The following is a 23,565-nucleotide window of genomic DNA, read 5'->3' on the forward strand; positions in this document are numbered from 1 at the left end:
TAGGGTTTATTGCATCTTCTAAAAAGCAATTTACTGATTTATTTATCAGTGGCGTCATATTGCTTTTTTTCCGGAGCTATCAGTTTCTCATTCGAGAAATTGAGGACCTGCTATTACCTGAAAATAAAGAGATGAAAATGTCTGAATTAAAAATTGCCGTCAGTCGTTCCTGCCCTGATTGTTTTTCTACACAGCGCAGTATCGTTAATGTTGATGAAAGTAATTTCATTGATGTTGCCGCTATCGTGTTATCCATCAATGATATTGAACGAGGTAAACTCGATGAGATTGATGCGACGGGCTACGGTATTCCCGTGTTTATCGCGACACAAAATGAAGAGCGCGTTCCGGCAGAATATCTGCCGCGGATCTCGGGCGTATTCGAACATAATGAAGCCCGTAACGCCTTCTATGGCCGCCAACTGGAGACCGCTGCCAGCCACTATGAAACGCAACTGCGCCCGCCGTTCTTCCGGGCGCTGGTGGACTACGTAAACCAGGGCAACAGCGCATTTGACTGTCCGGGGCATCAGGGTGGTGAATTCTTCCGCCGTCACCCCGCAGGGAACCAGTTTGTTGAGTACTTTGGCGAAACGCTTTTCCGCTCTGATTTGTGTAATGCCGACGTGGCGATGGGCGATCTGCTTATCCATGAAGGCGCGCCGTGCATCGCGCAACAACACGCCGCGAAAGTGTTCAACGCCGATAAAACCTACTTTGTGCTGAACGGCACCTCATCGTCAAACAAAGTGGTACTTAATGCGCTGCTGACCCCAGGCGATCTGGTGCTGTTCGATCGTAATAACCACAAATCGAACCACCACGGCGCGCTGTTGCAGGCGGGCGCGACGCCGGTTTATCTGGAAACCGCGCGCAACCCGTACGGCTTCATCGGCGGGATCGACGCCCACTGCTTTGAAGAAGACTATCTGCGTGAACTGGTCAGCGAAGTGGCGCCGCAACGCGCGCAAGACGCCCGTCCGTTCCGCCTGGCGGTGATCCAGTTAGGCACCTACGACGGCACCATCTATAACGCCCGTCAGGTGGTGGATAAGATTGGTCATCTGTGCGACTACATCCTGTTTGACTCCGCATGGGTCGGCTACGAGCAGTTTATTCCGATGATGGCCGATTGCTCGCCGTTGCTGCTGGATCTGAACGAGAACGATCCGGGTATCCTGGTCACGCAGTCTGTTCACAAACAGCAGGCCGGTTTCTCCCAGACCTCGCAGATCCACAAGAAAGACAGCCATATCAAAGGTCAGTCTCGCTATGTGCCGCATAAACGTATGAATAACGCGTTCATGATGCACGCCTCCACCAGCCCGTTCTACCCGCTGTTCGCCGCCCTGGACATCAACGCCAAAATGCACGAAGGCGTCGGTGGCCGTAACATGTGGATGGACTGCGTGGCGAATGGCATCAATGCTCGTAAGCTGATCCTTGATAACTGCCATCACATCCGTCCGTTTGTGCCGGAACTGATCGACGGCAAACCGTGGCAGTCTTACCCCACGGCGGAGATCGCAAACGACCTGCGCTTCTTCCACTTTGTGCCGGGCGAACACTGGCATGCCTTCGAAGGCTACGCCGAACACCAGTACTTTGTTGATCCGTGCAAACTGCTGCTCACGACGCCGGGCATCAATGCGCGCAACGGCGAATACGACACCTTCGGCGTTCCGGCGACCATCCTTGCCAACTTCCTGCGTGAAAACGGCGTGGTACCGGAAAAATGCGATCTCAACTCGATCCTGTTCCTGCTGACGCCAGCGGAAGATATGGCGAAATTGCAGCAACTCGTCGCCCTGCTGGTGCGCTTTGAGAAACTGCTGGAAGCCGATGCGCCGCTGGCTGACGTTCTGCCGTCAATTTATAAGCAGCATGAAGCGCGTTATGCCGGCTACACCCTGCGTCAGCTGTGCCAGGAGATGCACGATCTGTACGCACGCCATAACGTGAAACAGCTGCAAAAAGAGATGTTCCGTAAATCCCATTTCCCACGCGTCAGCATGAACCCGCAGGACGCCAACTACGCCTATCTGCGCGGTGAAGTCGAACTGGTTCGCCTGCCGGACGCAGAAGGACGGATCGCGGCAGAAGGCGCGCTTCCGTATCCGCCAGGGGTTTTGTGCGTTGTTCCGGGTGAAATCTGGGGCGGTGCGGTGCTGCGTTATTTCAGCGCGCTGGAAGAAGGGATCAACCTGCTGCCGGGCTTTGCGCCTGAACTACAGGGCGTTTACATCGAAGAACACGACGGCCGTAAACAGGTGTGGTGCTACGTCATTAAACCGCGCGAAGCACAGAACACCCTGCTGAAAGGGGAAAAATTATGAGTAAAGCCAAATCCAATAAAATGGGCGTCGTTCAGCTCACCATCCTGACAATGGTCAATATGATGGGCTCCGGGATTATCATGCTGCCCACCAAACTTGCGGAGGTCGGCACCATCTCGATCATCTCGTGGCTGGTGACTGCCGTTGGTTCAATGGCGCTGGCATGGGCTTTCGCCAAATGCGGGATGTTCAGCCGTAAATCCGGCGGCATGGGCGGCTACGCGGAGTATGCCTTTGGTAAGTCCGGCAACTTTATGGCGAACTACACCTATGGCGTTTCGCTGCTGATTGCCAACGTCGCTATCGCCATCTCCGCCGTCGGCTACGGCACCGAGTTATTCGGCGCCACGCTGTCACCGGTGCAGATCGGTCTGGCAACCATCGGCGTACTGTGGCTGTGCACCGTCGCCAACTTCGGCGGCGCGCGCATTACCGGGCAAATCAGCAGTATCACCGTCTGGGGCGTGATTATTCCGGTTGTCGGTCTGTGCATCATCGGCTGGTTCTGGTTTAGCCCGACGCTATACGCCAACTCCTGGAACCCGCATCACGTACCGTTCTTCACCGCCGTCGGTTCTTCTATTGCGATGACGCTGTGGGCCTTCCTCGGTCTGGAATCTGCCTGTGCCAACGCCGAAGTGGTGGAAAACCCGGAGCGTAACGTACCGATTGCGGTATTAGGCGGTACGCTGGGCGCAGCGGTGATTTACATCATCTCCACCAACGTGATTGCCGGGATCGTACCAAACATGGATCTGGCCAACTCCACCGCGCCGTTCGGTCTGGCGTTCGCACAGATGTTTACCCCGGAAGTCGGTAAAGTGATCATGGCGTTGATGGTGATGTCCTGCTGCGGTTCGCTGCTGGGCTGGCAGTTCACTATCGCCCAGGTTTTCAAATCCTCGGCGGATGAAGGATATTTCCCGAAAATCTTCTCTCGCGTAACGAAAGTGGATGCGCCGGTTCAGGGGATGCTGACCATCGTGATTATCCAGAGCGGATTATCGCTGATGACCATCAGCCCATCGCTGAACAGCCAGTTCAACGTGCTGGTTAACCTGGCGGTGGTAACAAACATTATCCCGTACATTCTGTCGATGGCCGCGCTGGTGATCATTCAGAAAGTGGCAAATGTTCCGTCGTCAAAAGCCAAAACGGCGAACTTCGTGGCATTCATCGGTGCGCTGTACAGCTTCTACGCGCTGTATTCCTCCGGTGAAGAAGCGATGCTGTACGGCTCCATCGTGACCTTCCTCGGCTGGACGCTGTATGGACTGGTATCGCCGCGCTTTGAGCTGAAAAACAAACACGGTTAAAAAAAAGCCCGGTGGCGCTAACGCTTACCGGGCCTACGATCGTTGTTGTAGCCGGGCAAACGCAGTACCGCCCGGCACACAAACCGCACTTACGCGTTTTTCAGCACTTCGCTGACAATCTCAACCGCTTCTTTTTCGATCTGCTTGCGGTGTTCCTCGCCGAGGAAGCTTTCGCAATAAATCTTATAAGCGTCTTCCGTGCCAGAAGGCCGCGCGGCAAACCAGCCGTTGTCGGTCATCACTTTCAGGCCGCCAATCGACGCGCCGTTACCCGGCGCCGCCGTCAGACGCGCGGTGATCGGATCGCCCGCCAGCGTGCTGGCGCTCACCATTTCTGGAGAGAGCTTAGACAATGCGGCTTTCTGCGCAGACGTTGCGCTTGCCTGCAAACGGTTATAGCTCGGCGCGCCAAAGCGAGCCGCCAGCTCGTTGTAGTGCTCCTGCGGGTTCTTCCCGGTGACGGCCGTGATTTCCGCCGCCAGCAGGCACATGATGATGCCGTCTTTATCGGTAGACCACGGCGTGCCGTCGAAACGCAGGAAAGACGCCCCGGCGCTCTCTTCGCCGCCGAAGCCGAAGCTGCCGTCGAACAGACCGTCAACGAACCATTTAAAGCCGACCGGCACTTCCACCAGTTTACGCCCCAAATCGTTCACCACGCGGTCGATCATCGCAGAAGAGACCAGCGTTTTACCGACCGCCACCTCTTTGCCCCACTGCGGGCGGTGCTGGAACAGATAGTTGATCGCTACCGCCAGATAGTGGTTCGGGTTCATCAGCCCAGCCGGAGTCACGATGCCGTGGCGGTCATAGTCCGGGTCGTTGGCGAACGCCAGATCGAACTTATCACGCAGCGCCAGCAGACCCGCCATCGCGCACTCGGAGGAACAGTCCATACGGATTGCGCCGTCTTTGTCGAGATGCATAAAGCGGAACGTCTGATCAACGTGATCGTTAACGATAGTCAGGTTCAGGTTGTAGTGCTTAGCAATACGCTTCCAGTATTCGATACCGGAACCGCCCAGCGGATCGACGCCCAGCGTCAGACCCGCTTTCTGAATCGCCGCCATATCGACGATATCCGCCAGCCCTTCAACGAACGGCTGCACCAGATCCTGCTCTTTAACGTGGCCTGAGGCCATCGCCGCATCCAGAGAGATACGCTTCACGCCCTTCAGACCGTCAGCCAACAGCGCGTTGGCCCTGTCTTCCACCACTTTGGTGACGTTGGTATCCGCCGGGCCGCCGTTTGGCGGGTTGTACTTAATTCCGCCGTCTTCCGGTGGATTGTGAGATGGCGTGATCACGATGCCATCAGCCAGCGGGCCGCCTTTTTTATTGTGAACCAGGATAGCGTTGGAAACGGCAGGCGTTGGCGTGAAGCCATTGTTTTCCTGCACGATGACATCAACACCGTTCGCCGCCAGCACTTCCAGTACAGAGATAAATGCCGGTTCAGACAGCGCGTGGGTATCTTTGCCCACATAACAAGGACCAGTGATACCGTTTTTTGCACGCTCTTCCGCAATCGCCTGGGCGATTGCCAGGATGTGCGGCTCGTTAAAACTATGACGACCTGCGCTACCGCGATGCCCGGACGTACCGAACTTCACGGCGTGCTCTGCATTCCCTGCTTCGGGTTTCAGTACATAGTACTGTGCCGTCAGTTGGGCGACGTTAATCAAATCACTCTGTTGCGCAGGTTGACCTGCACGGTTGTGGATTGCCATTGCCTGGTCCTTTTAATGCAAGGATTAAATTGTTCCGCAAACCTTCTCAATCAATTCCGCCGGGAATTGCATTGACTGCATGATGTGTTCAACCATGCTGCATTTACGGCCGGTGTTGGTGTTGGTAATCACCCAATACGGCGTGCCGGGCACATGTTTCGGTTTGGTTTGATTACCATTTTTCAGCAGCGTTTGTTCATCAGCCGCAAAATAGACGCGCGTACGGCCATGCAACGACTCCGTCGCTTCGGCAAACGCGCGATTATCCAGTGAGTAGAGTGTAGACAGCACCAGCATGAAGCGGTTTACCGCTTTCTTCTGCTCCGCGTACTCGTCGGAAAGCAGCAGTTCACGCATGGCGCGGACTTTATCTTTTACGGGGTTGACGGGCTTCGCTTCCACGATAGCAGGTTGCGCGACGCGAACCTCTTTCGCCGCCGGAGTGACAGGCTGTGATACGGCGGAAAACTTCAACATGCGCCGTAAAATGTCGGATGCGCTCTCGCCAATATGCTTGGTGTGGCTGGCAATATAGCTATAGAGTTCATCATCAACTTCAATCGTTTTCATCTTAATCCAGTGCGGTGTCTTATCTGAATACAAGTCGTTGGGATTACCTGCACGTAGTGTAAAGGCAAATTCCAACAGCGGATAGCGTCAAACCTGGCTGACGGAAAAACTCGGAGTAAACCGTAGTTGTTGCAGCCCTGTGGCAGAATAGTCAACATAATACCCTAACCCGACAGAGCGAAAAAAAGAACTTTGCCATGAAATTGAATATCCGAGCGCAAACTGCACAAAACCTGCACAATAATTCTCCCATCGTCCTCGTTCACGGTTTGTTTGGCAGCCTGGACAACCTCGGCGTGCTGGCGCGCGACCTGGTGACCGATCACGATATCATTCAGGTTGATATGCGCAACCACGGTCTCTCCCCTCGCGATCCGGTGATGGACTACCCGGCAATGGCGCAAGACTTACTGGATACCATTGATGCCGAAGGCATTGAGAAAGCCACCTTTATCGGCCACTCCATGGGCGGTAAAGCGGTAATGGCGCTCACCGCGCTGGCGCCGGAGCGTATTGACCAGTTGGTCGCGATCGACATCGCGCCGGTCGATTACCACGTTCGCCGCCATGATGAAATCTTCGCCGCCATCAATGCCGTCACCGACGCGGGCGCCGAAACCCGTCAACAGGCCGCCACCGTTATGCGTCAACATCTGCAAGAAGAAGGCGTCATCCAGTTTCTGCTGAAATCGTTTATCGACGGCGAATGGCGCTTTAACGTACCGGTGTTGTGGGAACAGTATCCACATATTGTGGGCTGGGAGACCATTCCAGCCTGGGATCGCCCGGCGTTATTTATCCCCGGCGGCAACTCGCCTTATGTGACCGAAGCATATCGTCACGATCTGCTGGCGCAGTTCCCTCAGGCGCGAGCGCACGTCATCGCCGGAGCGGGCCACTGGGTTCACGCGGAAAAACCTGATGCGGTGCTGCGCGCCATTCGTCGCTATCTGGCAGATAAGGCCAACTGATTAAAAACTCAGCGTCCGCGCGCGATTACGTCCGCGGGCGTTGGCGTGTCTGCCTTGCTGATGTATGATGGCGCGCTATCCATCCGGGCAGACGCCTGGCTGATTGTTTCCCCGAAGTCACCAAAATCATGGCCAAAGAACAAACGGACCGTACGACATTAGATCTGTTCGCACACGAGCGTCGCCCGGGACGACCCAAAACCAATCCGCTTTCGCGTGATGAACAGCTGCGCATTAATAAGCGTAACCAGCTAAAACGCGACAAAGTACGTGGCCTTAAGCGTGTCGAACTGAAACTCAACGCTGAGGCTGTCGATGCGCTGAACGAGCTGGCCGAATCCCGCAATATGAGCCGTAGCGAACTCATCGAAGAGATGCTGATGACTCAACTGGCAGCGCTGCGCGGCCAGGGCGTAGTCTGAAAAACTGCTCAATATCATAAATCATGTAGCACAGAGTGCAGTCCCGCGTGATTGCTGTTTCCGCATGCCTGACTGTTCTGCTATGATTGCCCTTATCTGCGGGCAATACGCCACCACCATTTCAATAAGTTTCAAGAGGTTATTTTACTCATGGCAATCACTGGCATCTTTTTCGGCAGCGACACCGGTAATACCGAAAATATCGCAAAAATGATTCAAAAACAGCTTGGTAAAGACGTTGCCGATGTGCATGACATTGCGAAAAGCAGCAAAGAGGACCTGGAAGGGTACGACATCCTGCTGCTGGGCATCCCGACCTGGTACTACGGTGAAGCGCAATGTGACTGGGATGACTTCTTCCCGACTCTCGAAGAGATTGATTTTAACGGTAAACTGGTGGCGCTGTTCGGCTGCGGCGACCAGGAAGATTACGCAGAATATTTCTGCGACGCGTTAGGCACCATCCGCGACATCATTGAGCCGCGCGGCGCGACCATCGTCGGCCACTGGCCAACGGCGGGCTACCATTTTGAAGCGTCCAAAGGTCTGGCTGACGACGATCACTTTGTTGGTCTGGCTATCGACGAAGACCGTCAGCCTGAACTGACCGCAGAGCGCGTTGAAAAATGGGTTAAACAGATTTCCGGCGAACTGCACCTCGACGAAATCATTAACGCCTGATTTTGTGCGGCGCAGAAAAGCATCTGCGTCGCATCAATAGATAAAACCAATTAAAATAATTGCTACAAATTTGTAACTTTCTTGCCTGACCCTGTACAATGTCCGGGTGTTATTCTGGTATTGCACAGTGTGTTTGTTGGCGATACCTCGTTTTTATTAACAATATTTGCCGGAGGCTTGCAGTTTTCATTTAGGCGTGGCAGTTCTATAATGAAACGCATTATCTCAAGTGCAATTTCTGTCACTTCTTTGTTGGAAGTGAATCGTTTAGCAACAGGACAGATTCCGCATGACTGACAACAATACCGCATTAAAGAAGGCTGGCCTGAAAGTAACGCTTCCTCGTTTAAAAATTCTGGAAGTTCTTCAGGAACCGGATAACCATCACGTCAGTGCGGAAGATTTATATAAACGTCTGATCGACATGGGTGAAGAGATTGGGCTGGCGACCGTGTACCGCGTGCTGAACCAGTTTGATGACGCCGGTATCGTAACCCGCCACAATTTTGAAGGCGGTAAATCCGTTTTTGAGCTGACCCAACAGCATCATCACGATCACCTTATTTGCCTCGATTGTGGCAAAGTGATCGAATTCAGTGATGATTCCATCGAAGCGCGCCAGCGTGAGATTGCGGCTAAGCATGGCATTCGTTTGACGAACCACAGCCTCTATCTCTACGGCCACTGCGCTGAAGGCGATTGCCGGGAAGACGAGCACGCGCACGACGCGAAGTAATGTGAACCCTGCTAAAAAGCCAACCGACCGGTTGGCTTTTTTTATGCCTCCGACCCGGTAGCGGCCTTAAAAAACGCAAACGGGCGGAGAGTTCTCTCCGCCCGCCATTAACCCGCCCTGCTTTTATTTGGCGCTATTTTTACTGCGAATTTCCTGCCAGATTTTGTCGCAATCGGCGGTCACCGCCTGATCGTTCCCCGTACGCGTAGCCTGAATGCACTGCTGATAATCCAGCACGCGCACGCTCTCTTCTGTAGCAAACTGCTTGTGCTGGTCATCTTTCTTCAGCACGTTCAGTACGCTCTGACAGGCCTCAATTTTCTCTGGCGAACCTTGCGCCGTATTGATGCAGGCGCTGTACGCCTCTTTTAACTGACTGTCTTCTTTGGGCGCGGTTGGCTGCGCGCAGGCCACCAGTCCCGATGCCATCATGGCGATGAGTAACAGTTTTTTCATATCAGTGTCCTCAACGTTGCGGCAGACAAATCGCCTGCCGCAACGGGCATCAGAAAATAGTGAACGGAGCGATAACCATGAACTTCACGTCACGTTCATCCTGGAAGATGTTGCCGTAACCGCCGCCCCAGCTTGGAATGTTGGAGTGGTTGTCATATTCTGTGAAGTGCAGTTTAAACATGGTGCCTTTGGCACGGCCTTCCTGTAGGGTGTAGACCGCATCAAGGCTGTAAGAAGACTCTTCAATGGTACGGTTTTTGTCATAGTACGCATCCGGGGTAATCTGCCAGGTTGATGGCTTCGCGTCCCAGGCGTAAACGTATGACGCCCCCACTGCCCAGCCCGGCAGGTTCCAGTTTTTCAGATCGTACATCGCACCGAAGAAGACGGCTTTTTCGCCGTTGGCGTTAAAGTCTGAGCGGTTATCCCACCAGATATCCAGACGACCGTTTGAGGATGCGTAAGTTGGCGTCATACGTTGCAGGAAGTAACCTTGTTGACCGTCCGCCTTAACCCAGGTCCCTTCCAGGCGCAAATCGACGACTTCGGCCACTTTGTAACCGAAAGTCAGCGCCTGCAACCAGGCGGTGCCGTCATAAATATCGTTTACGCTGCGATCATCAACTTTGTCGCGCGCACCATAGAACTGATAGCTGGTGGTGAACGGGTTGCCGCCCAAATCAAATTTGTAGCTGGCTTTGGCAAAATACTGGTCGACATACCCTTCTGACTGACCAAATGCCGCTTCCAGCACGAGGTCATTTTTGAAATCGTATTTAGCGCCGATAGAGTGGAGGTAATCCACTTTGGTCTTTTTATCGGCCTGATAGAATTTATCAACATCGGTGTGCCACGGCGCTTTATATTGGTTGGCCCACATATAGGAGAAACTCAGCGCGCCCGCATCACCGTAGTCAAAATTCGCTCCGGCTTCCGCGCCCTGATAAGTACCCGGCATAAAGCTCCAGTGCGGCGCTAACAGCGTCTGACCGGTCGGCTGGATATACCCCGCACGCGCCCAGGTTGGCCCGTACTTAAATTTTGCCGCGGCTTTATAGAGGCTGATCCCGCTCTTATCGCCAGAATAATCTTCATCGTAACCTTTATTCTTTTTCGAGAAGGCGATTTCGTTGGGGTGTCCGCTGTCGCCGTTTTCCGCCATTTCTATCGCGGTAAATGCCGCGATATCCAGACCGAACATATCAGCCGCATAACCAGACTGGAAATCCAGATTGGCGTTCCAGGTAGCGTGTGAAAGGTTGGTTTTATATTTGTCGTCGTCGGTGACATCTTTACGGTCACGCTCACGCTGCCAGTAATAGATGCCGCCTGTTAACGTGGAATCGTCAATAAAGCCTTCGGCCTGAGCCTGTGGAACGACGACCAAACCTGACATTGCTGTGATACCGGCGATAGCCAGCGCCAGCGTACTACGTTTGCCACTAAACGTACGCATGTGTTAATCCTCTTTGACGTATAAAATGCTGCCGAACAAAAGCGGACAGCGAAAAATAAAAATGTAAAAGTAGCGTTGAGAAAAACCTCGCAGACTACAGTGAATAGACTATTTTTCGCGACGCGAATTATCAATCTCTTTCTGTAACGAGAATGTAAGAGTATGAGCAACCGCACATATTTCATTGCTTTCTGTTACATTTTCATCAGGCGCTAAAAAAGATGAACAAAAGTTAAAATTGTCTTGTTTTCCATGCACATGAAATCGGTTTCACATGAAATGATATTCATTCCATAAATTCACTATGCCAAAACTATTTTGTTGCGAAATTATTTTCCTGGCGGCATTAATTCGCTCTGCAAACAGAGAGTGGGATGACAAAATGGAAAGGATAAAAAAACGCCGCAAAATGCGGCGTTGGAAGGTGATGTGATGCGGTGGCTTTACTCGCCCGCTTTAGCCCACGTATCGCGCAGACCTACGGTACGGTTAAACACGCGTTTATCCGCCGTTGTGTAGCGGCTGTCCAGGCAGAAGTAGCCTTCACGCTCAAACTGATACGCTTTACCCGCTACGGCGTTCTGCAACGACGGTTCCGCGTAACCCTGCTTAATTACCAGCGATTCAGGGTTGATCACGGACAGGAAGTCCTCTGCGGCCCCCGGGTTCGGCACGCTGAACAGACGATCGTACAGACGAATTTCAACCGGCAGCGCGTGTGCCGCGCTTACCCAGTGAATGACGCCCTTCACTTTACGGCCATCGGCCGGATCTTTGCTCAGGGTGTCCGCATCATAGGTACAGAAGATGGTGGTGATATTGCCTTCCGCATCCTTCTCCACGCGCTCAGCTTTCACCACATAGGCGTTACGCAGACGCACTTCTTTCCCCATCACCAGACGCTTGTACTGCTTGTTCGCTTCTTCGCGGAAGTCAGCACGATCGATCCAGATCTCACCGCTAAACGGTACTCCACGGCTGCCCATTTCCGGTTTGTTCGGATGGTTCGGCATGGTGACCATTTCGCTTTCGCCCTGCGGGTAGTTTTCGATAACCAGTTTCACCGGATCGATAACCGCCATCGCGCGCGGTGCATTTTCGTTCAGATCTTCACGAATGCAGGACTCCAGCGACGCCATCTCAATGGTGTTGTCCTGCTTGGTAACGCCGATGCGTTTGCAGAATTCACGGATGGAGGCCGCGGTATAGCCACGACGACGCAGGCCAGAAATGGTCGGCATACGCGGATCGTCCCAGCCTTCAACGTGTTTGTCCGTCACCAGCAGGTTCAGCTTACGCTTGGACATCACGGTGTATTCCAGATTCAGGCGCGAGAATTCGTACTGACGCGGGTGAACCGGGATGGTGATGTTGTCCAGCACCCAGTCGTACAGACGACGGTTGTCCTGGAATTCCAGCGTACACAGAGAGTGCGTAATGCCTTCCAGCGCATCGCTGATGCAGTGGGTAAAGTCGTACATCGGGTAGATGCACCACTTGTTGCCGGTCTGGTGGTGTTCGGCAAATTTAATGCGGTACAGCACCGGATCGCGCATCACGATAAACGGCGACGCCATATCAATCTTGGCGCGCAGGCACGCTTTACCTTCTTCAAAACCACCGGTACGCATTTTTTCAAACAGCGCCAGGTTCTCTTCCACGCTGCGATCGCGGAACGGGCTGTTTTTACCCGGCTCTTTCAGCGTACCGCGATATTCGCGGATCTGATCCGGCGTCAGCTCATCGACGTACGCCAGACCTTTGGTGATCAGCTCAACCGCATACGCATGCAGCTGATCGAAGTAATCTGAGGAGTAGCAAACGTTGCCAGCCCAGTGAAAACCTAACCACTCGACGTCGTTTTTGATCGAATCAACGTACTCGATATCTTCTTTTACCGGGTTGGTATCATCGAAACGCAGGTTGCACAGACCCTGATAATCTTGCGCGATGCCAAAGTTCAGACAAATGGATTTCGCGTGGCCGATGTGCAGATAGCCATTCGGCTCCGGCGGAAAACGGGTGTGGATTGTGGTGTGCTTACCACTGGCCAGATCTTCATCGATGATCTGACGAATAAAGTTAGTCGGGCGGGCTTCAGCCTCACTCATCGTGGATTCCTCAAAGCGTAAACAACGTATAACGGCATATGATCTTATAAGCCGGACAGACTGACAACCTTTAGTTACTTAAAAAGTGGCTTTGAAGAAAATATGGGGGCTGATTGCTGTAAAAAAAAGCGACGGCGCTTTGCCGGATGACGGCTACGCCTTATCCGGCCTACAAACTGCGTCGAACCGTAGGCCTGATAAGCGCAGCGCCATCAGGCGCATTTGCCGGATATCGGCTATACCTTATCCGGCCTACAGGCTGCAAAAAAAAAGCGGCGGAGGTTTCCCCCCGCCGCTCAGGCACAAACTCTACTCAGGAGCGATTATTTGCCTTTAATCTCATACAGTGGCGTTTGACCCGCAACCACCTGACCTTCAGCTTTAATCACCAGACCGCTGAAGTCGTCGATGTTGCTGCAAACCACCGGGCTAATCATCGAGCGCGCATTGGCGTTCAGGAACTCCAGATCCATTTCCAGGATCGGCTGACCGGCAACCACTTCGGCACCCTCTTCCACCAGGCGTTTGAAGCCCTGACCGTTCAGCGCAACGGTATCGATCCCCATGTGGACAACGATTTCCGCGCCTTTTTCAGTTTCCAGGCAGAACGCATGATTGGTGTTGAAGATTTTCACAATGGTGCCTGCCGCCGGGGAAACAACGGTTTTATCCGTTGGTTTCACCGCCACGCCGTCGCCAACCGCTTTGCTGGCGAACGCTTCGTCAGGAACCTGTTCCAGCGCAACCACGTCACCCGTGACTGGAGAAACCAGCGTCGCGATAGTCACCGCATTAGGAACCGCCTGCGGTTTTACCGCCGGCGCCGCAGTCACTGGCGCGCTGTCAGCAGACGCTGCCGCAACCGGGCCACGCGCCACCACTTTCTTCATTTCGTCGCCGATAGATTCCGCTTTCGCGCCGACGATAACCTGGATGGTCTGTTTGTTCAGTTTCACCACGCCGGACGCACCAAGACGTTTACACATCGCATCGCTCACGCGAGCCGCGTCGGCAACGGTCAGACGCAGACGGGTGATGCAGGCATCGATCGCTTTCAGGTTATCCGTACCGCCAACCGCAGCAATGTAGTTGGTCGCCAGTTGGGTCATACCTTCTTCAGTGTTGCTGTTCGCTTCGTCAGTCACGATATCGTCGTCTTTATCTTCACGACCTGGCGTTTTCAGGTTGAACACGCGAATTACCGCGCTGAACAGCAGGAAGTAGATGACGAAGAATACCGCGCCCATCACCAGCAGCATCCAGACGTTTTTGCTGGCCGCAGGCAGGCTATACATCAACACGTAGTCAATTGCGCCTGCGGAGAAGGAGAAGCCCGCATGAATACCCAGCAGCGTAGCGATGAACAGGCTGATACCGGTCAATATTGCGTGCAGGAGGTACAGCAACGGCGCCAGGAACATGAACAGGAATTCCAGCGGCTCAGTAACACCGGTCAGGAACGCGGTGATCGCAACGGACAGCAACATACCGCCAACCATTGGACGACGCGCTTTCGGCGCAGCGAAGTACATCGCCAGCGCCGCACCCGGCAGACCGAACATCATGATCGGGAAGAAGCCGGACATGAACATCCCCGCCGTGCCGTCACCCGCGTAGAAGCGGTTGATGTCGCCGTGGAATACCGTACCTGCCGTGTTAGTGAACTCGCCAATCTGGAACCAGGCGATGGTGTTCAGCACCTGATGCAGACCTGTCGGGATCAACAGACGGTTGATGAAACCGAAGATACCGGAGCCCAGCGCGCCCGCGCCGACGATCCATTCACCGCCCGCATGAATAGCGTGCTGAACCGGAGGCCAGACGTAACCGAAAATCGCCGCCAGCACCAGACAGAAGAAGCCCGTGGCGATCGGCACAAAACGTTTGCCGCCAAAGAAGCTCAGGAAATCAGGAAGTTTGATACCGGACCAACGGTTATAAACGGCGCCGCCCACCAGACCGGTAATGATACCCGCCAGGACGCCCATGTTGATTTCCGGGTTAATCGTCACCATCGCTTTGGTCAGGACGAAGTACCCGACCGCACCCGCCAGCGCTGCTGCACCCGCGCTGTCCTTAGACCAGCTGGATGCCACACCGATGGCGAAGATCAGTGCGAGGTTATCGAAGATCGCCCCGCCCGCCTGCGCGATAAAGGCGACATTCAGTAAATCTGGTTGACCGAATCGCAGCAACAGTGCCGCCACCGGCAGCACTGCGATAGGGAGCTGTAACGCCCTACCCAGTCGCTGGAAAAAACCTAAAATATTCATCTTATTCCCCCTACGAGACCCCGATTAGGCTTCTGGAAGCCATTTTTTTATTGTGCGACAAATCGTTAAAGCGTGATGTTTGGCAACAACGGTATGAATTATTCATCTACGCTCAGAGTGTGTGAAAAATTAATTCGTATCGCAAATTAAACGCGTGTTTTTTGTGATTTGAATCACCAAATATCGTTATTCACCCTCCCTTATACTGGCTAACTGCGAAAACTTATTTTATCATTCAAAAAATCAACACGGATTAGCGCCTGTCCATACGAATCCAGGTTACGCTTACTAACGTACAGATGCTCAATCCGCCAATTTATTACTTTTACTTTTGAGGTGAAGAATGAGACTGATCCCCCTGACGTCCGCAGAACAGGTCGGCAAATGGGCTGCTCGCCATATCGTTAACCGTATTAACGCCTTCAAACCTACCGCCGATCGCCCGTTTGTCCTGGGCCTGCCGACCGGCGGCACGCCGCTGACGGCGTATAAAGCATTAGTCGAAATGCACAAAGCGGGCCAGGTCAGCTTTAAGCATGTGGTGACGTTCAACATGGACGAATATGTTGGCCTTCCGAAAGAACACCCGGAAAGCTACCACAGCTTCATGCACCGCAATTTCTTCGATCACGTTGATATTCCGGCAGAAAATATTAACCTGCTCAACGGTAACGCGCCGGATATCGATGCGGAATGCCGTAATTATGAAGAAAAAATCCGTTCTTACGGTAAAATTCACCTGTTTATGGGCGGCGTAGGCAACGACGGCCATATCGCGTTTAACGAACCGGCTTCTTCCCTGGCTTCCCGTACGCGTATCAAAACGCTGACCCATGACACCCGCGTGGCAAACTCCCGCTTCTTTGACGGCGACGTCAACCAGGTGCCGAAATATGCGCTGACCGTAGGCGTGGGTACGCTGCTGGACGCAGAAGAAGTGATGATTCTGGTGCTGGGCCATCAGAAAGCGCAGGCGCTACAGGCGGCTGTCGAAGGCAACGTCAACCACATGTGGACCATTAGCTGTCTGCAACTGCATCCGAAAGCGGTCGTGGTGTGCGACGAACCTTCCACTATGGAACTGAAAGTTAAGACACTGAAATATTTCAACGAGTTAGAAGCCGAAAATATTAAAGGTCTGTAATGTTATCTCCGCCCTGTACGCAGACGCAGGGCGGCATTTTTTGAAATCGGGGGTCGGAATGTATGCTTTAACCCAGGGCCGGATTTTTACCGGTCACGAAATTCTTGATGACCATGCGATTGTTGTCGCCAATGGCCTGATTGATCGCATCTGTCCAGTGGCGGAACTGCCGCCAGAGATAGAACAACGCGCGTTGAATGGGGCCATTCTCTCCCCCGGTTTTATTGATGTGCAATTAAACGGCTGCGGCGGCGTCCAGTTCAACGATACCGCTGACGCGGTGACTGTCGAAACGCTGGAAATCATGCAGAAAGCCAATGAGAAATCAGGCTGCACCAGCTACCTGCCGACGCTGATTACCACCAGCGACGATCTGATGAAACAGGGCATTCGCGTCATGCGTGAATACCTGGCGAAATACCCGAATCAGGCATTAGGTCTTCATCTTGAAGGTCCGTGGCTGAACCTGGTCAAAAAAGGCACCCATAATCCGAGTTTTGTCCGCCAACCTGACGCTGCGCTGGTGGACTTCCTGTGCGATAATGCCGATGTGATCACCAAAGTCACACTGGCGCCGGAAATGGTGCCGGCGGAAGTGATCGCCAAACTGGCGGCGGCGGGCATTGTGGTTTCAGCCGGTCACTCCAACGCGACGTTAAAAGAGGCGAAAGCCGGTTTCCGCGCAGGGATCACCTTTGCCACCCACCTGTTCAACGCGATGCCGTATATTACAGGCCGTGAACCGGGTCTGGCGGGCGCCATTCTTGACGATGCCGATATTTATTGCGGCATCATCGCGGATGGTCTGCATGTTGATTACGTCAACATTCGTAACGCTAAACGTCTGAAAGGTGACAAACTTTGCCTGGTGACCGATGCAACCGCTCCGGCGGGTGCAAACATTGAACAGTTCATTTTTGCTGGTAAAACAATATACTACCGTAATGGACTGTGTGTGGATGAGAACGGTACGCTGAGCGGATCATCATTAACCATGATCGAAGGCGTGCGTAATCTGGTTGAACATTGCGGTATTGCGCTGGATGAAGTGCTGCGTATGGCGACGCTCTACCCTGCGCGCGCGATTGGCGTCGATAAGCAGCTCGGCAGCCTCGCGCCGGGTAAAGTTGCGAACCTGACCGCCTTCACCCACGACTTTAAAATCATCAAGACCATCGTTAATGGTAACGAGGTCGTTACTGAGTAAGAGAAAGTATGACACCAGGCGGACAAGCTCAAATAGGTAATGTTGATCTCGTAAAACAGCTTAACAGCGCGGCCGTTTACCGCCTGATTGACCAGCACGGGCCAATCTCGCGTATTCAGATTGCCGAGCAAAGCCAGCTTGCTCCCGCCAGCGTAACCAAAATTACGCGTCAACTCATTGAACGCGGGCTGATCAAAGAAGTTGATCAGCAGGCCTCCACCGGGGGCCGCCGCGCCATCTCCATCGTTACCGAAACCCGTAATTTCCATGCCATTGGCGTGCGGTTGGGTCGACATGACGCAACCATTACCCTGTTTGACCTGAGCAGTAAAGTGCTGGCTGAAGAGCACTATCCATTGCCAGAGCGCACTCAGGAGACGCTGGAACATGCCCTGCTCAATGCCATCACCACATTCGTCGACAGTAATCAGCGTAAACTTCGCGAGTTAATCGCGATTTCCGTGATCCTGCCGGGTCTTGTCGATCCCGAAAGCGGCGTGATCCGCTATATGCCGCATATTCAGGTTGAAAACTGGGGATTAGTTGAAGCGCTGGAAAAACGTTTTCACGTAACCTGTTTTGTCGGTCACGATATCCGCAGTCTGGCGCTGGCCGAGCACTATTTCGGTGCAAGCCAGGATTGCGAAGATTCCATTCTGGTGCGCGTACACCGGGGGACTGGCGCCGGGATTATCTCAAATGGCCGCATTTTTATTGGTCGCAACGGCAACGTCGGGGAGATCGGTCATATTCAGGTCGAGCCGCTGGGCGAGCGCTGTCACTGCGGCAATTTTGGCTGTCTGGAAACCATCGCCGCCAACGCGGCCATTGAACAACGCGTACAGCACTTACTCAAGCAGGGCTACCAAAGTCGCGTTACGCTGGACGACTGCACGATTAAAACCATCTGCAAGGCAGCTAATAAAGGTGACAGCTTAGCGGCAGAGGTGATTGAACACGTTGGTCGTCATCTGGGCAAAACCATCGCTATCGCTATCAACCTGTTTAATCCGCAAAAAATCGTGATTGCCGGTGAAATTACCGAAGCGGATAAAGTGCTGCTGCCGGCGATCGAAAGCTGCATCAACACACAGGCGCTGAAAGCGTTTCGCAAAAATTTGCCGGTTGTCCGTTCCACGCTGGATCACCGCTCCGCCATCGGCGCATTTGCGCTGGTGAAACGCGCCATGCTCAACGGCATTTTGTTGCAACATTTGCTGGAAAATTAATGAGCTTTTATAGTGGCGCATTATGACTAAATCCTTTGGGTAGTTCATGACCATCAAGAATGTAATTTGTGATATTGACGGCGTGCTGATGCACGACAATGTTGCCGTACCCGGTGCGGCAGAATTTCTGACGGATGTAATGGAAAAAGGTCTGCCGCTGGTGCTGCTGACCAATTACCCTTCGCAGACCGGCCAGGATCTGGCGAACCGCTTTGCTACCGCAGGGGTTAACGTACCGGACAGCGTTTTTTATACTTCCGCGATGGCCACCGCCGATTTTCTGCGTCGTCAGGAAGGCAAGAAAGCCTATGTGGTCGGTGAAGGCGCACTAATTCACGAATTGTATAAAGCAGGTTTTACCATTACCGACGTCAATCCCGATTTTGTGATTGTCGGCGAGACCCGCTCCTATAACTGGGACATGATGCATAAGGCGGCCTTCTTCGTCGCCAACGGCGCCCGTTTCATCGCCACCAACCCCGATACCCACGGTCGTGGTTTCTATCCGGCCTGCGGCGCGCTCTGTGCAGGTATTGAAAAAATCTCTGGTCGTAAGCCTTTTTACGTCGGTAAACCCAGCCCGTGGATTATCCGCGCCGCGTTAAACAAAATGCAGGCACACTCGGAAGAGACCGTTATCGTCGGCGACAATCTGCGCACCGATATTCTGGCAGGATTCCAGGCCGGCCTGGAAACCATTCTGGTGCTCTCTGGCGTCTCAACGCTCAACGATATCGACGACATGCCGTTCAGACCAAGCTGGATTTATCCTTCCGTCGCCGAAATCGACGTTATCTAAACGCCCCCCAGCCTGATGGCGCTGCGCTTATCAGGCCTACAATATTGTTCTGTTCGAATCGTAGGCCTGATAAAAAACATCGTTTAATAAAATCGCCATAAAATTATCGATTCATCAATAAACACGCTCATTACGTAATCTTTTTTCATCATTCAACAACTGCCATTGCATTTTTTTCTTTCATCACGCCAAATCTCTTGCGAACCCTGCGGCTTTGCGGCATTTTCATAAACAAGCAAACACAAAAAAGCACCACGCAACGGGTTAATGGAGAAGGTTATGTGTTCTATTTTTGGCGTATTCGATATCAAAACAGACGCGGTTGAGCTGCGTAAAAAAGCCCTTGAGCTGTCACGTTTGATGCGCCATCGCGGCCCTGACTGGTCCGGTATTTACGCCTGCGATAACGCGATTCTGGCACACGAGCGTCTGTCTATTGTCGACGTCAACGCCGGTGCGCAGCCGCTGTACAACGAAAAGAAAACACATGTGCTGGCCGTTAACGGTGAAATTTATAACCACCAGGCATTACGCGCGGAATATGGCGACCGCTATCAGTTCCAGACCGGGTCTGACTGTGAAGTGATCCTCGCGCTGTACCAGGAAAAAGGGGTGGAATTTCTCGACGACTTACAGGGTATGTTCGCCTTTGCGCTGTACGACAGCGAACAGGATGCCTGGCTGATTGGTCGCGACCACATCGGGATCATCCCGCTTTATATGGGTCATGACGAGCACGGCAACTTTTATGTCGCCTCTGAAATGAAGGCGCTGGTGCCGGTCTGCCGCACGATTAAAGAGTTCCCGGCAGGCAGCTACCTGTGGAGCAAAGACGGTGAGATTCGTCAGTACTACCAGCGCGACTGGTTCGAGTTCGACGCGGTAAAAGACAACGAAACGGACAAAAACGTGCTGCGCCAGGCGCTGGAAGAGTCCGTCAAAAGCCACCTGATGTCAGACGTGCCATACGGCGTATTGCTCTCGGGCGGCCTGGATTCCTCCATCATTTCCGCCATCACCAAGAAATTCGCCGCACGCCGCGTGGAAGATCAGGAACGTTCGGAAGCCTGGTGGCCTCAGTTGCACTCCTTTGCTGTCGGTCTGGAAGGCTCCCCGGATCTGAAAGCCGCGCAGGAAGTGGCAAACCATCTCGGCACCGTGCATCACGAAATTCACTTCACCGTGCAGGAAGGTCTGGATGCGATTCGCGACGTGATTTACCACATCGAAACTTACGATGTCACCACCATTCGCGCCTCGACGCCGATGTATTTAATGTCGCGTAAAATCAAAGCGATGGGAATCAAAATGGTGCTGTCCGGTGAAGGTTCCGATGAAGTGTTCGGCGGCTATCTCTACTTCCATAAAGCGCCAAACGCCAAAGAACTGCACGAAGAGACCGTGCGTAAACTACAGGCGCTGCATATGTTTGACTGCGCTCGCGCCAACAAAGCGATGTCTGCCTGGGGCGTCGAAGCCCGCGTCCCGTTCCTGGATAAGAAATTCCTCGATGTGGCGATGCGCATCAACCCGGAAGATAAAATGTGCGGCAACGGCAAAATGGAGAAACATATCCTGCGTGAATGTTTTGAATCCTACCTGCCCGCAAGCGTGGCATGGCGTCAAAAAGAGCAGTTCTCTGACGGCGTCGGCTACAGCTGGATCGACACGCTGAAAGAGGTCGCGGCGGAGCAAATTTCCGACCAGCAACTGGAAACCGCCCGCTTCCGTTTCCCGTACAACACGCCATCTTCTAAAGAAGCGTACCTGTACCGTGAAATCTTCGAAGAGTTGTTCCCGGTACCCAGCGCGGCAGAATGTGTACCAGGCGGCCCGTCCGTCGCCTGTTCTTCTGCGAAGGCCATCGAATGGGATGAGGCGTTCAAAACGATGGACGATCCATCAGGCCGCGCCGTCGGCGTACACCAGTCCGCTTATAAATAAGTTATCGTGTTAAAAAGAGTCCTGCGGGGCTCTTTTTTTACGCCGTTTTTTCACCGCAAAAAACGATTAATAACCAATAATTGCCGAATATTGCGTCACGCTGTTCGCAACCTAACCAAACAGTCACATTCCGGCCATTTTCAATGAAAAAGAGGTTGACGCTTCAAGGCTCAATACGCATAATGCGCCCCGCAACGCCGATAAGGTAACGCGAAAAAAGATGGCTACGTAGCTCAGTTGGTTAGAGCACATCACTCATAATGATGGGGTCACAGGTTCGAATCCCGTCGTAGCCACCATCTTTTTTGCGGGAGTGGCGAAATTGGTAGACGCACCAGATTTAGGTTCTGGCGCCGCAAGGTGTGCGAGTTCAAGTCTCGCCTCCCGCACCATTCACCAGTACGCGTTGCACGGATGGGGTATCGCCAAGCGGTAAGGCACCGGTTTTTGATACCGGCATTCCCTGGTTCGAATCCAGGTACCCCAGCCATATTTCTTCGAGTTTGCGGATTGCCGCGACGGTCATTGGGGTATCGCCAAGCGGTAAGGCACCGGTTTTTGATACCGGCATTCCCTGGTTCGAATCCAGGTACCCCAGCCATCGAAGAAAACAATCTGGCTACGTAGCTCAGTTGGTTAGAGCACATCACTCATAATGATGGGGTCACAGGTTCGAATCCCGTCGTAGCCACCAAATTTTTGGGGTATCGCCAAGCGGTAAGGCACCGGATTCTGATTCCGGCATTCCGAGGTTCGAATCCTCGTACCCCAGCCAAATTTGAAAGACGTTCGGATGACGAACGCAAAGACCCAACCATTGGGGTATCGCCAAGCGGTAAGGCACCGGATTCTGATTCCGGCATTCCGAGGTTCGAATCCTCGTACCCCAGCCACATTAAAAAAGCTCGCTTCGGCGAGCTTTTTGCTTTTCTGTCTGGCGCGCCGGGGGGCGGTGTAGGCCTGATAAGCGCAACGCTATCAGGCACAGAATATCCTACAACCCTAACGCATATTTCAGGGCCTGACGTTTCAACACGCCTGCGCGCTCTGCCGCCATCAATCCAATATTACGCATAATGCGCAGCGGCTGAAGATTATTGCTGAAACCGGCATAGAACAGATCCATTCCGCTTTGCATAATGAAGTTATCCGCCATGCGGCGCGTCTGATAGCGTTTCAGCACCTGGTGACTGGCCCAGACTTCGCCATGACTGCGGGCGCTGATCAACACATCCAGCAGCGCATCCACATCACGATACCCCAGGTTTACCCCCTGCCCGGCTAATGGATGAATGGTATGCGCCGCATCCCCCACCAGCGCCAGGCCAGGCTGTACGTATTGCAACGCATGGCGGCGCGTCAGCGGAAAAGCGCCTGCCGCAACCGGTGTGACCGCCCCCAGACGCGACGGAAAATGTTGCATAATTTCCACCTGCAACTGCGGCATACTCAGGTTCTGCAACTGGCGAATACGCGCTGGTGAGTCATACCACACCAACGATGCCCAGTTGTCGAACAACGGTAAAAAGGCCCGTGGGCCGTCTGGCGTAAATTGCTGCCAGGTGCTGTCACCGGGATCGTTCTCACACTGTACGGTAATCAGCATACAGGACTGAGCATACTGCCAGGCATGAATGCCAATCCCCGCCAGCTGTCGTACCTGCGAGTTCGCACCGTCAGCGCCGATCACCAGTTTTGCGGTAAGACGCTCGCCATCCGCCAGCTCCAGCTCATGTCGATCATTGTGGCGATGCAACGCAATCAGTGAAGCAGGCGCGCGCAGCGTCACTTTCGGGTGCGCGTCCAGCGCCTGCCACAGCGCCTGTTGCAGCACGATATTCTCAACCATATAGCCAAGCAGCGGTAACTTAAGCTCGGCGGCGTCAAACACCACATGGGCGTTTTCCCACTCCCAGGTTTCCAGACGACGGTACGGATGGCTGCGCATCCCCTGCACCGCATCCCAGACGCCCAGGCCTTTAAGCAGCGACACCGACGCCGCGCTGATCGCTGAAATACGCACATCAGGCTGGCTGTCGGCCACAAACGGCGCAGGCTCAGCATGTTCAATCACCGTGACGGTAAATCCATGCTGCGCCAGTCCCAGCGCCAGCGCGCCACCGACCATCCCCCCGCCAACAATGGCAATTTCCGTTGGTTGATTTGTCATGGTCACTCATCCTG

Annotated in this window: 18 protein-coding genes and 7 tRNA genes; 18 read left to right on the forward strand and 7 right to left on the reverse strand. The window is 53.5% G+C overall.

Going from position 1 to position 23,565, the window contains the following annotated elements:
* Nucleotides 1-137: 137 nt before the first annotated feature.
* Both speF and potE read left to right on the forward strand, forming a co-directional pair.
* A complete protein-coding gene (speF, locus tag OGY62_RS07400) occupies nucleotides 138-2,336 on the forward strand; it encodes an ornithine decarboxylase SpeF (RefSeq protein WP_024130539.1) in 2,199 nt (732 codons plus the stop codon).
* The gene (potE, locus tag OGY62_RS07405) at nucleotides 2,333-3,652 is read left to right on the forward strand and encodes a putrescine-ornithine antiporter (protein ID WP_012133311.1); all 1,320 of its coding nucleotides are present in this window, start codon (nucleotides 2,333-2,335) and stop codon (nucleotides 3,650-3,652) included. The genes speF and potE overlap by 4 nt, the downstream gene beginning before the upstream one ends.
* 89 nt (nucleotides 3,653-3,741) lie before the next feature.
* On the opposite strand, the gene pgm is transcribed toward potE, so the two are convergent.
* The gene (gene pgm / locus OGY62_RS07410) at nucleotides 3,742-5,382 is read right to left on the reverse strand and encodes a phosphoglucomutase (alpha-D-glucose-1,6-bisphosphate-dependent) (RefSeq protein WP_012133312.1); all 1,641 of its coding nucleotides are present in this window, start codon (nucleotides 5,380-5,382) and stop codon (nucleotides 3,742-3,744) included.
* A gap of 24 nt (nucleotides 5,383-5,406) precedes the next feature.
* A complete protein-coding gene (gene seqA, locus OGY62_RS07415; protein ID WP_047458147.1) occupies nucleotides 5,407-5,952 on the reverse strand; it encodes a replication initiation negative regulator SeqA in 546 nt (181 codons plus the stop codon).
* A gap of 197 nt (nucleotides 5,953-6,149) precedes the next feature.
* Between seqA and ybfF the strand changes: the two genes are divergently transcribed.
* The 4 genes from ybfF to fur all read left to right on the forward strand — a co-directional run bounded on the left by ybfF (nucleotide 6,150) and on the right by fur (nucleotide 8,762).
* On the forward strand, nucleotides 6,150-6,923 hold the full coding sequence (ybfF, locus tag OGY62_RS07420) for an esterase (RefSeq protein WP_049009846.1): 774 nt from the start codon (nucleotides 6,150-6,152) through the stop codon (nucleotides 6,921-6,923).
* A gap of 128 nt (nucleotides 6,924-7,051) precedes the next feature.
* The gene (gene ybfE, locus OGY62_RS07425) at nucleotides 7,052-7,345 is read left to right on the forward strand and encodes a LexA regulated protein (RefSeq protein WP_012133315.1); all 294 of its coding nucleotides are present in this window, start codon (nucleotides 7,052-7,054) and stop codon (nucleotides 7,343-7,345) included.
* A 150-nt stretch (nucleotides 7,346-7,495) separates the two neighbouring features.
* Entirely contained in the window at nucleotides 7,496-8,026 is a 531-nt protein-coding gene (gene fldA, locus OGY62_RS07430) for a flavodoxin FldA (protein ID WP_047458152.1), read from the forward strand.
* A 289-nt stretch (nucleotides 8,027-8,315) separates the two neighbouring features.
* Entirely contained in the window at nucleotides 8,316-8,762 is a 447-nt protein-coding gene (gene fur / locus OGY62_RS07435; RefSeq protein WP_007373881.1) for a ferric iron uptake transcriptional regulator, read from the forward strand.
* Between the two features lie 123 nt (nucleotides 8,763-8,885).
* Here the strand turns inward: fur and chiQ are convergent, their stop codons facing one another.
* From chiQ to nagE, 4 genes are all read right to left on the reverse strand, one after another.
* Nucleotides 8,886-9,218 (reverse strand): ChiQ/YbfN family lipoprotein, encoded by a 333-nt coding sequence (gene chiQ / locus OGY62_RS07440; protein ID WP_047458156.1) that lies wholly within the window; start codon nucleotides 9,216-9,218, stop codon nucleotides 8,886-8,888.
* Nucleotides 9,219-9,267: 49 nt separating this feature from the next.
* Nucleotides 9,268-10,674 (reverse strand): chitoporin ChiP, encoded by a 1,407-nt coding sequence (gene chiP / locus OGY62_RS07445; RefSeq protein WP_012133319.1) that lies wholly within the window; start codon nucleotides 10,672-10,674, stop codon nucleotides 9,268-9,270.
* Between the two features lie 443 nt (nucleotides 10,675-11,117).
* A complete protein-coding gene (gene glnS / locus OGY62_RS07450; protein ID WP_286449694.1) occupies nucleotides 11,118-12,785 on the reverse strand; it encodes a glutamine--tRNA ligase in 1,668 nt (555 codons plus the stop codon).
* A gap of 323 nt (nucleotides 12,786-13,108) precedes the next feature.
* Nucleotides 13,109-15,058, reverse strand: coding sequence for a PTS N-acetyl glucosamine transporter subunit IIABC (gene nagE, locus OGY62_RS07455; RefSeq protein WP_130029124.1), 1,950 nt, complete (start codon nucleotides 15,056-15,058; stop codon nucleotides 13,109-13,111).
* A gap of 343 nt (nucleotides 15,059-15,401) precedes the next feature.
* On the opposite strand from nagE, the gene nagB reads away from it, so the two are divergent.
* From nagB to OGY62_RS07515, 12 genes are all read left to right on the forward strand, one after another.
* Nucleotides 15,402-16,202 carry a glucosamine-6-phosphate deaminase gene (gene nagB, locus OGY62_RS07460; RefSeq protein ID WP_012133326.1) on the forward strand — a complete coding sequence of 267 codons (801 nt, stop codon included), beginning with the start codon at nucleotides 15,402-15,404 and terminating at the stop codon, nucleotides 16,200-16,202.
* Nucleotides 16,203-16,260: 58 nt separating this feature from the next.
* A complete protein-coding gene (nagA, locus tag OGY62_RS07465) occupies nucleotides 16,261-17,409 on the forward strand; it encodes an N-acetylglucosamine-6-phosphate deacetylase (RefSeq protein WP_047458163.1) in 1,149 nt (382 codons plus the stop codon).
* An 8-nt stretch (nucleotides 17,410-17,417) separates the two neighbouring features.
* Nucleotides 17,418-18,638, forward strand: a complete 1,221-nt coding sequence (gene nagC / locus OGY62_RS07470) for a DNA-binding transcriptional regulator NagC (protein WP_012133328.1) — start codon at nucleotides 17,418-17,420, stop codon at nucleotides 18,636-18,638.
* Between the two features lie 46 nt (nucleotides 18,639-18,684).
* Entirely contained in the window at nucleotides 18,685-19,437 is a 753-nt protein-coding gene (gene nagD / locus OGY62_RS07475; protein WP_012133329.1) for a ribonucleotide monophosphatase NagD, read from the forward strand.
* Between the two features lie 279 nt (nucleotides 19,438-19,716).
* Nucleotides 19,717-21,381, forward strand: coding sequence for an asparagine synthase B (gene asnB / locus OGY62_RS07480; RefSeq protein WP_047458165.1), 1,665 nt, complete (start codon nucleotides 19,717-19,719; stop codon nucleotides 21,379-21,381).
* A gap of 222 nt (nucleotides 21,382-21,603) precedes the next feature.
* Nucleotides 21,604-21,680: transfer RNA gene (locus tag OGY62_RS07485), tRNA-Met, on the forward strand.
* A gap of 8 nt (nucleotides 21,681-21,688) precedes the next feature.
* Nucleotides 21,689-21,773, forward strand: a tRNA-Leu gene (locus OGY62_RS07490).
* A 23-nt stretch (nucleotides 21,774-21,796) separates the two neighbouring features.
* A tRNA-Gln gene (locus OGY62_RS07495) sits at nucleotides 21,797-21,871 on the forward strand.
* A 36-nt stretch (nucleotides 21,872-21,907) separates the two neighbouring features.
* Nucleotides 21,908-21,982 (forward strand) — tRNA-Gln (locus OGY62_RS07500).
* Between the two features lie 16 nt (nucleotides 21,983-21,998).
* Nucleotides 21,999-22,075, forward strand: a tRNA-Met gene (locus tag OGY62_RS07505).
* Nucleotides 22,076-22,081: 6 nt separating this feature from the next.
* Nucleotides 22,082-22,156, forward strand: a tRNA-Gln gene (locus OGY62_RS07510).
* Nucleotides 22,157-22,199: 43 nt separating this feature from the next.
* Nucleotides 22,200-22,274: transfer RNA gene (locus OGY62_RS07515), tRNA-Gln, on the forward strand.
* 101 nt (nucleotides 22,275-22,375) lie between these two features.
* On the opposite strand, the gene ubiF is transcribed toward OGY62_RS07515, so the two are convergent.
* Entirely contained in the window at nucleotides 22,376-23,551 is a 1,176-nt protein-coding gene (gene ubiF, locus OGY62_RS07520) for a 3-demethoxyubiquinol 3-hydroxylase (protein WP_049012052.1), read from the reverse strand.
* Nucleotides 23,552-23,565 lie beyond the last annotated feature (14 nt).

The organism is Citrobacter sp. CK198, assembly GCF_030333295.1.
Classification (GTDB): domain Bacteria; phylum Pseudomonadota; class Gammaproteobacteria; order Enterobacterales; family Enterobacteriaceae; genus Citrobacter_B; species Citrobacter_B koseri.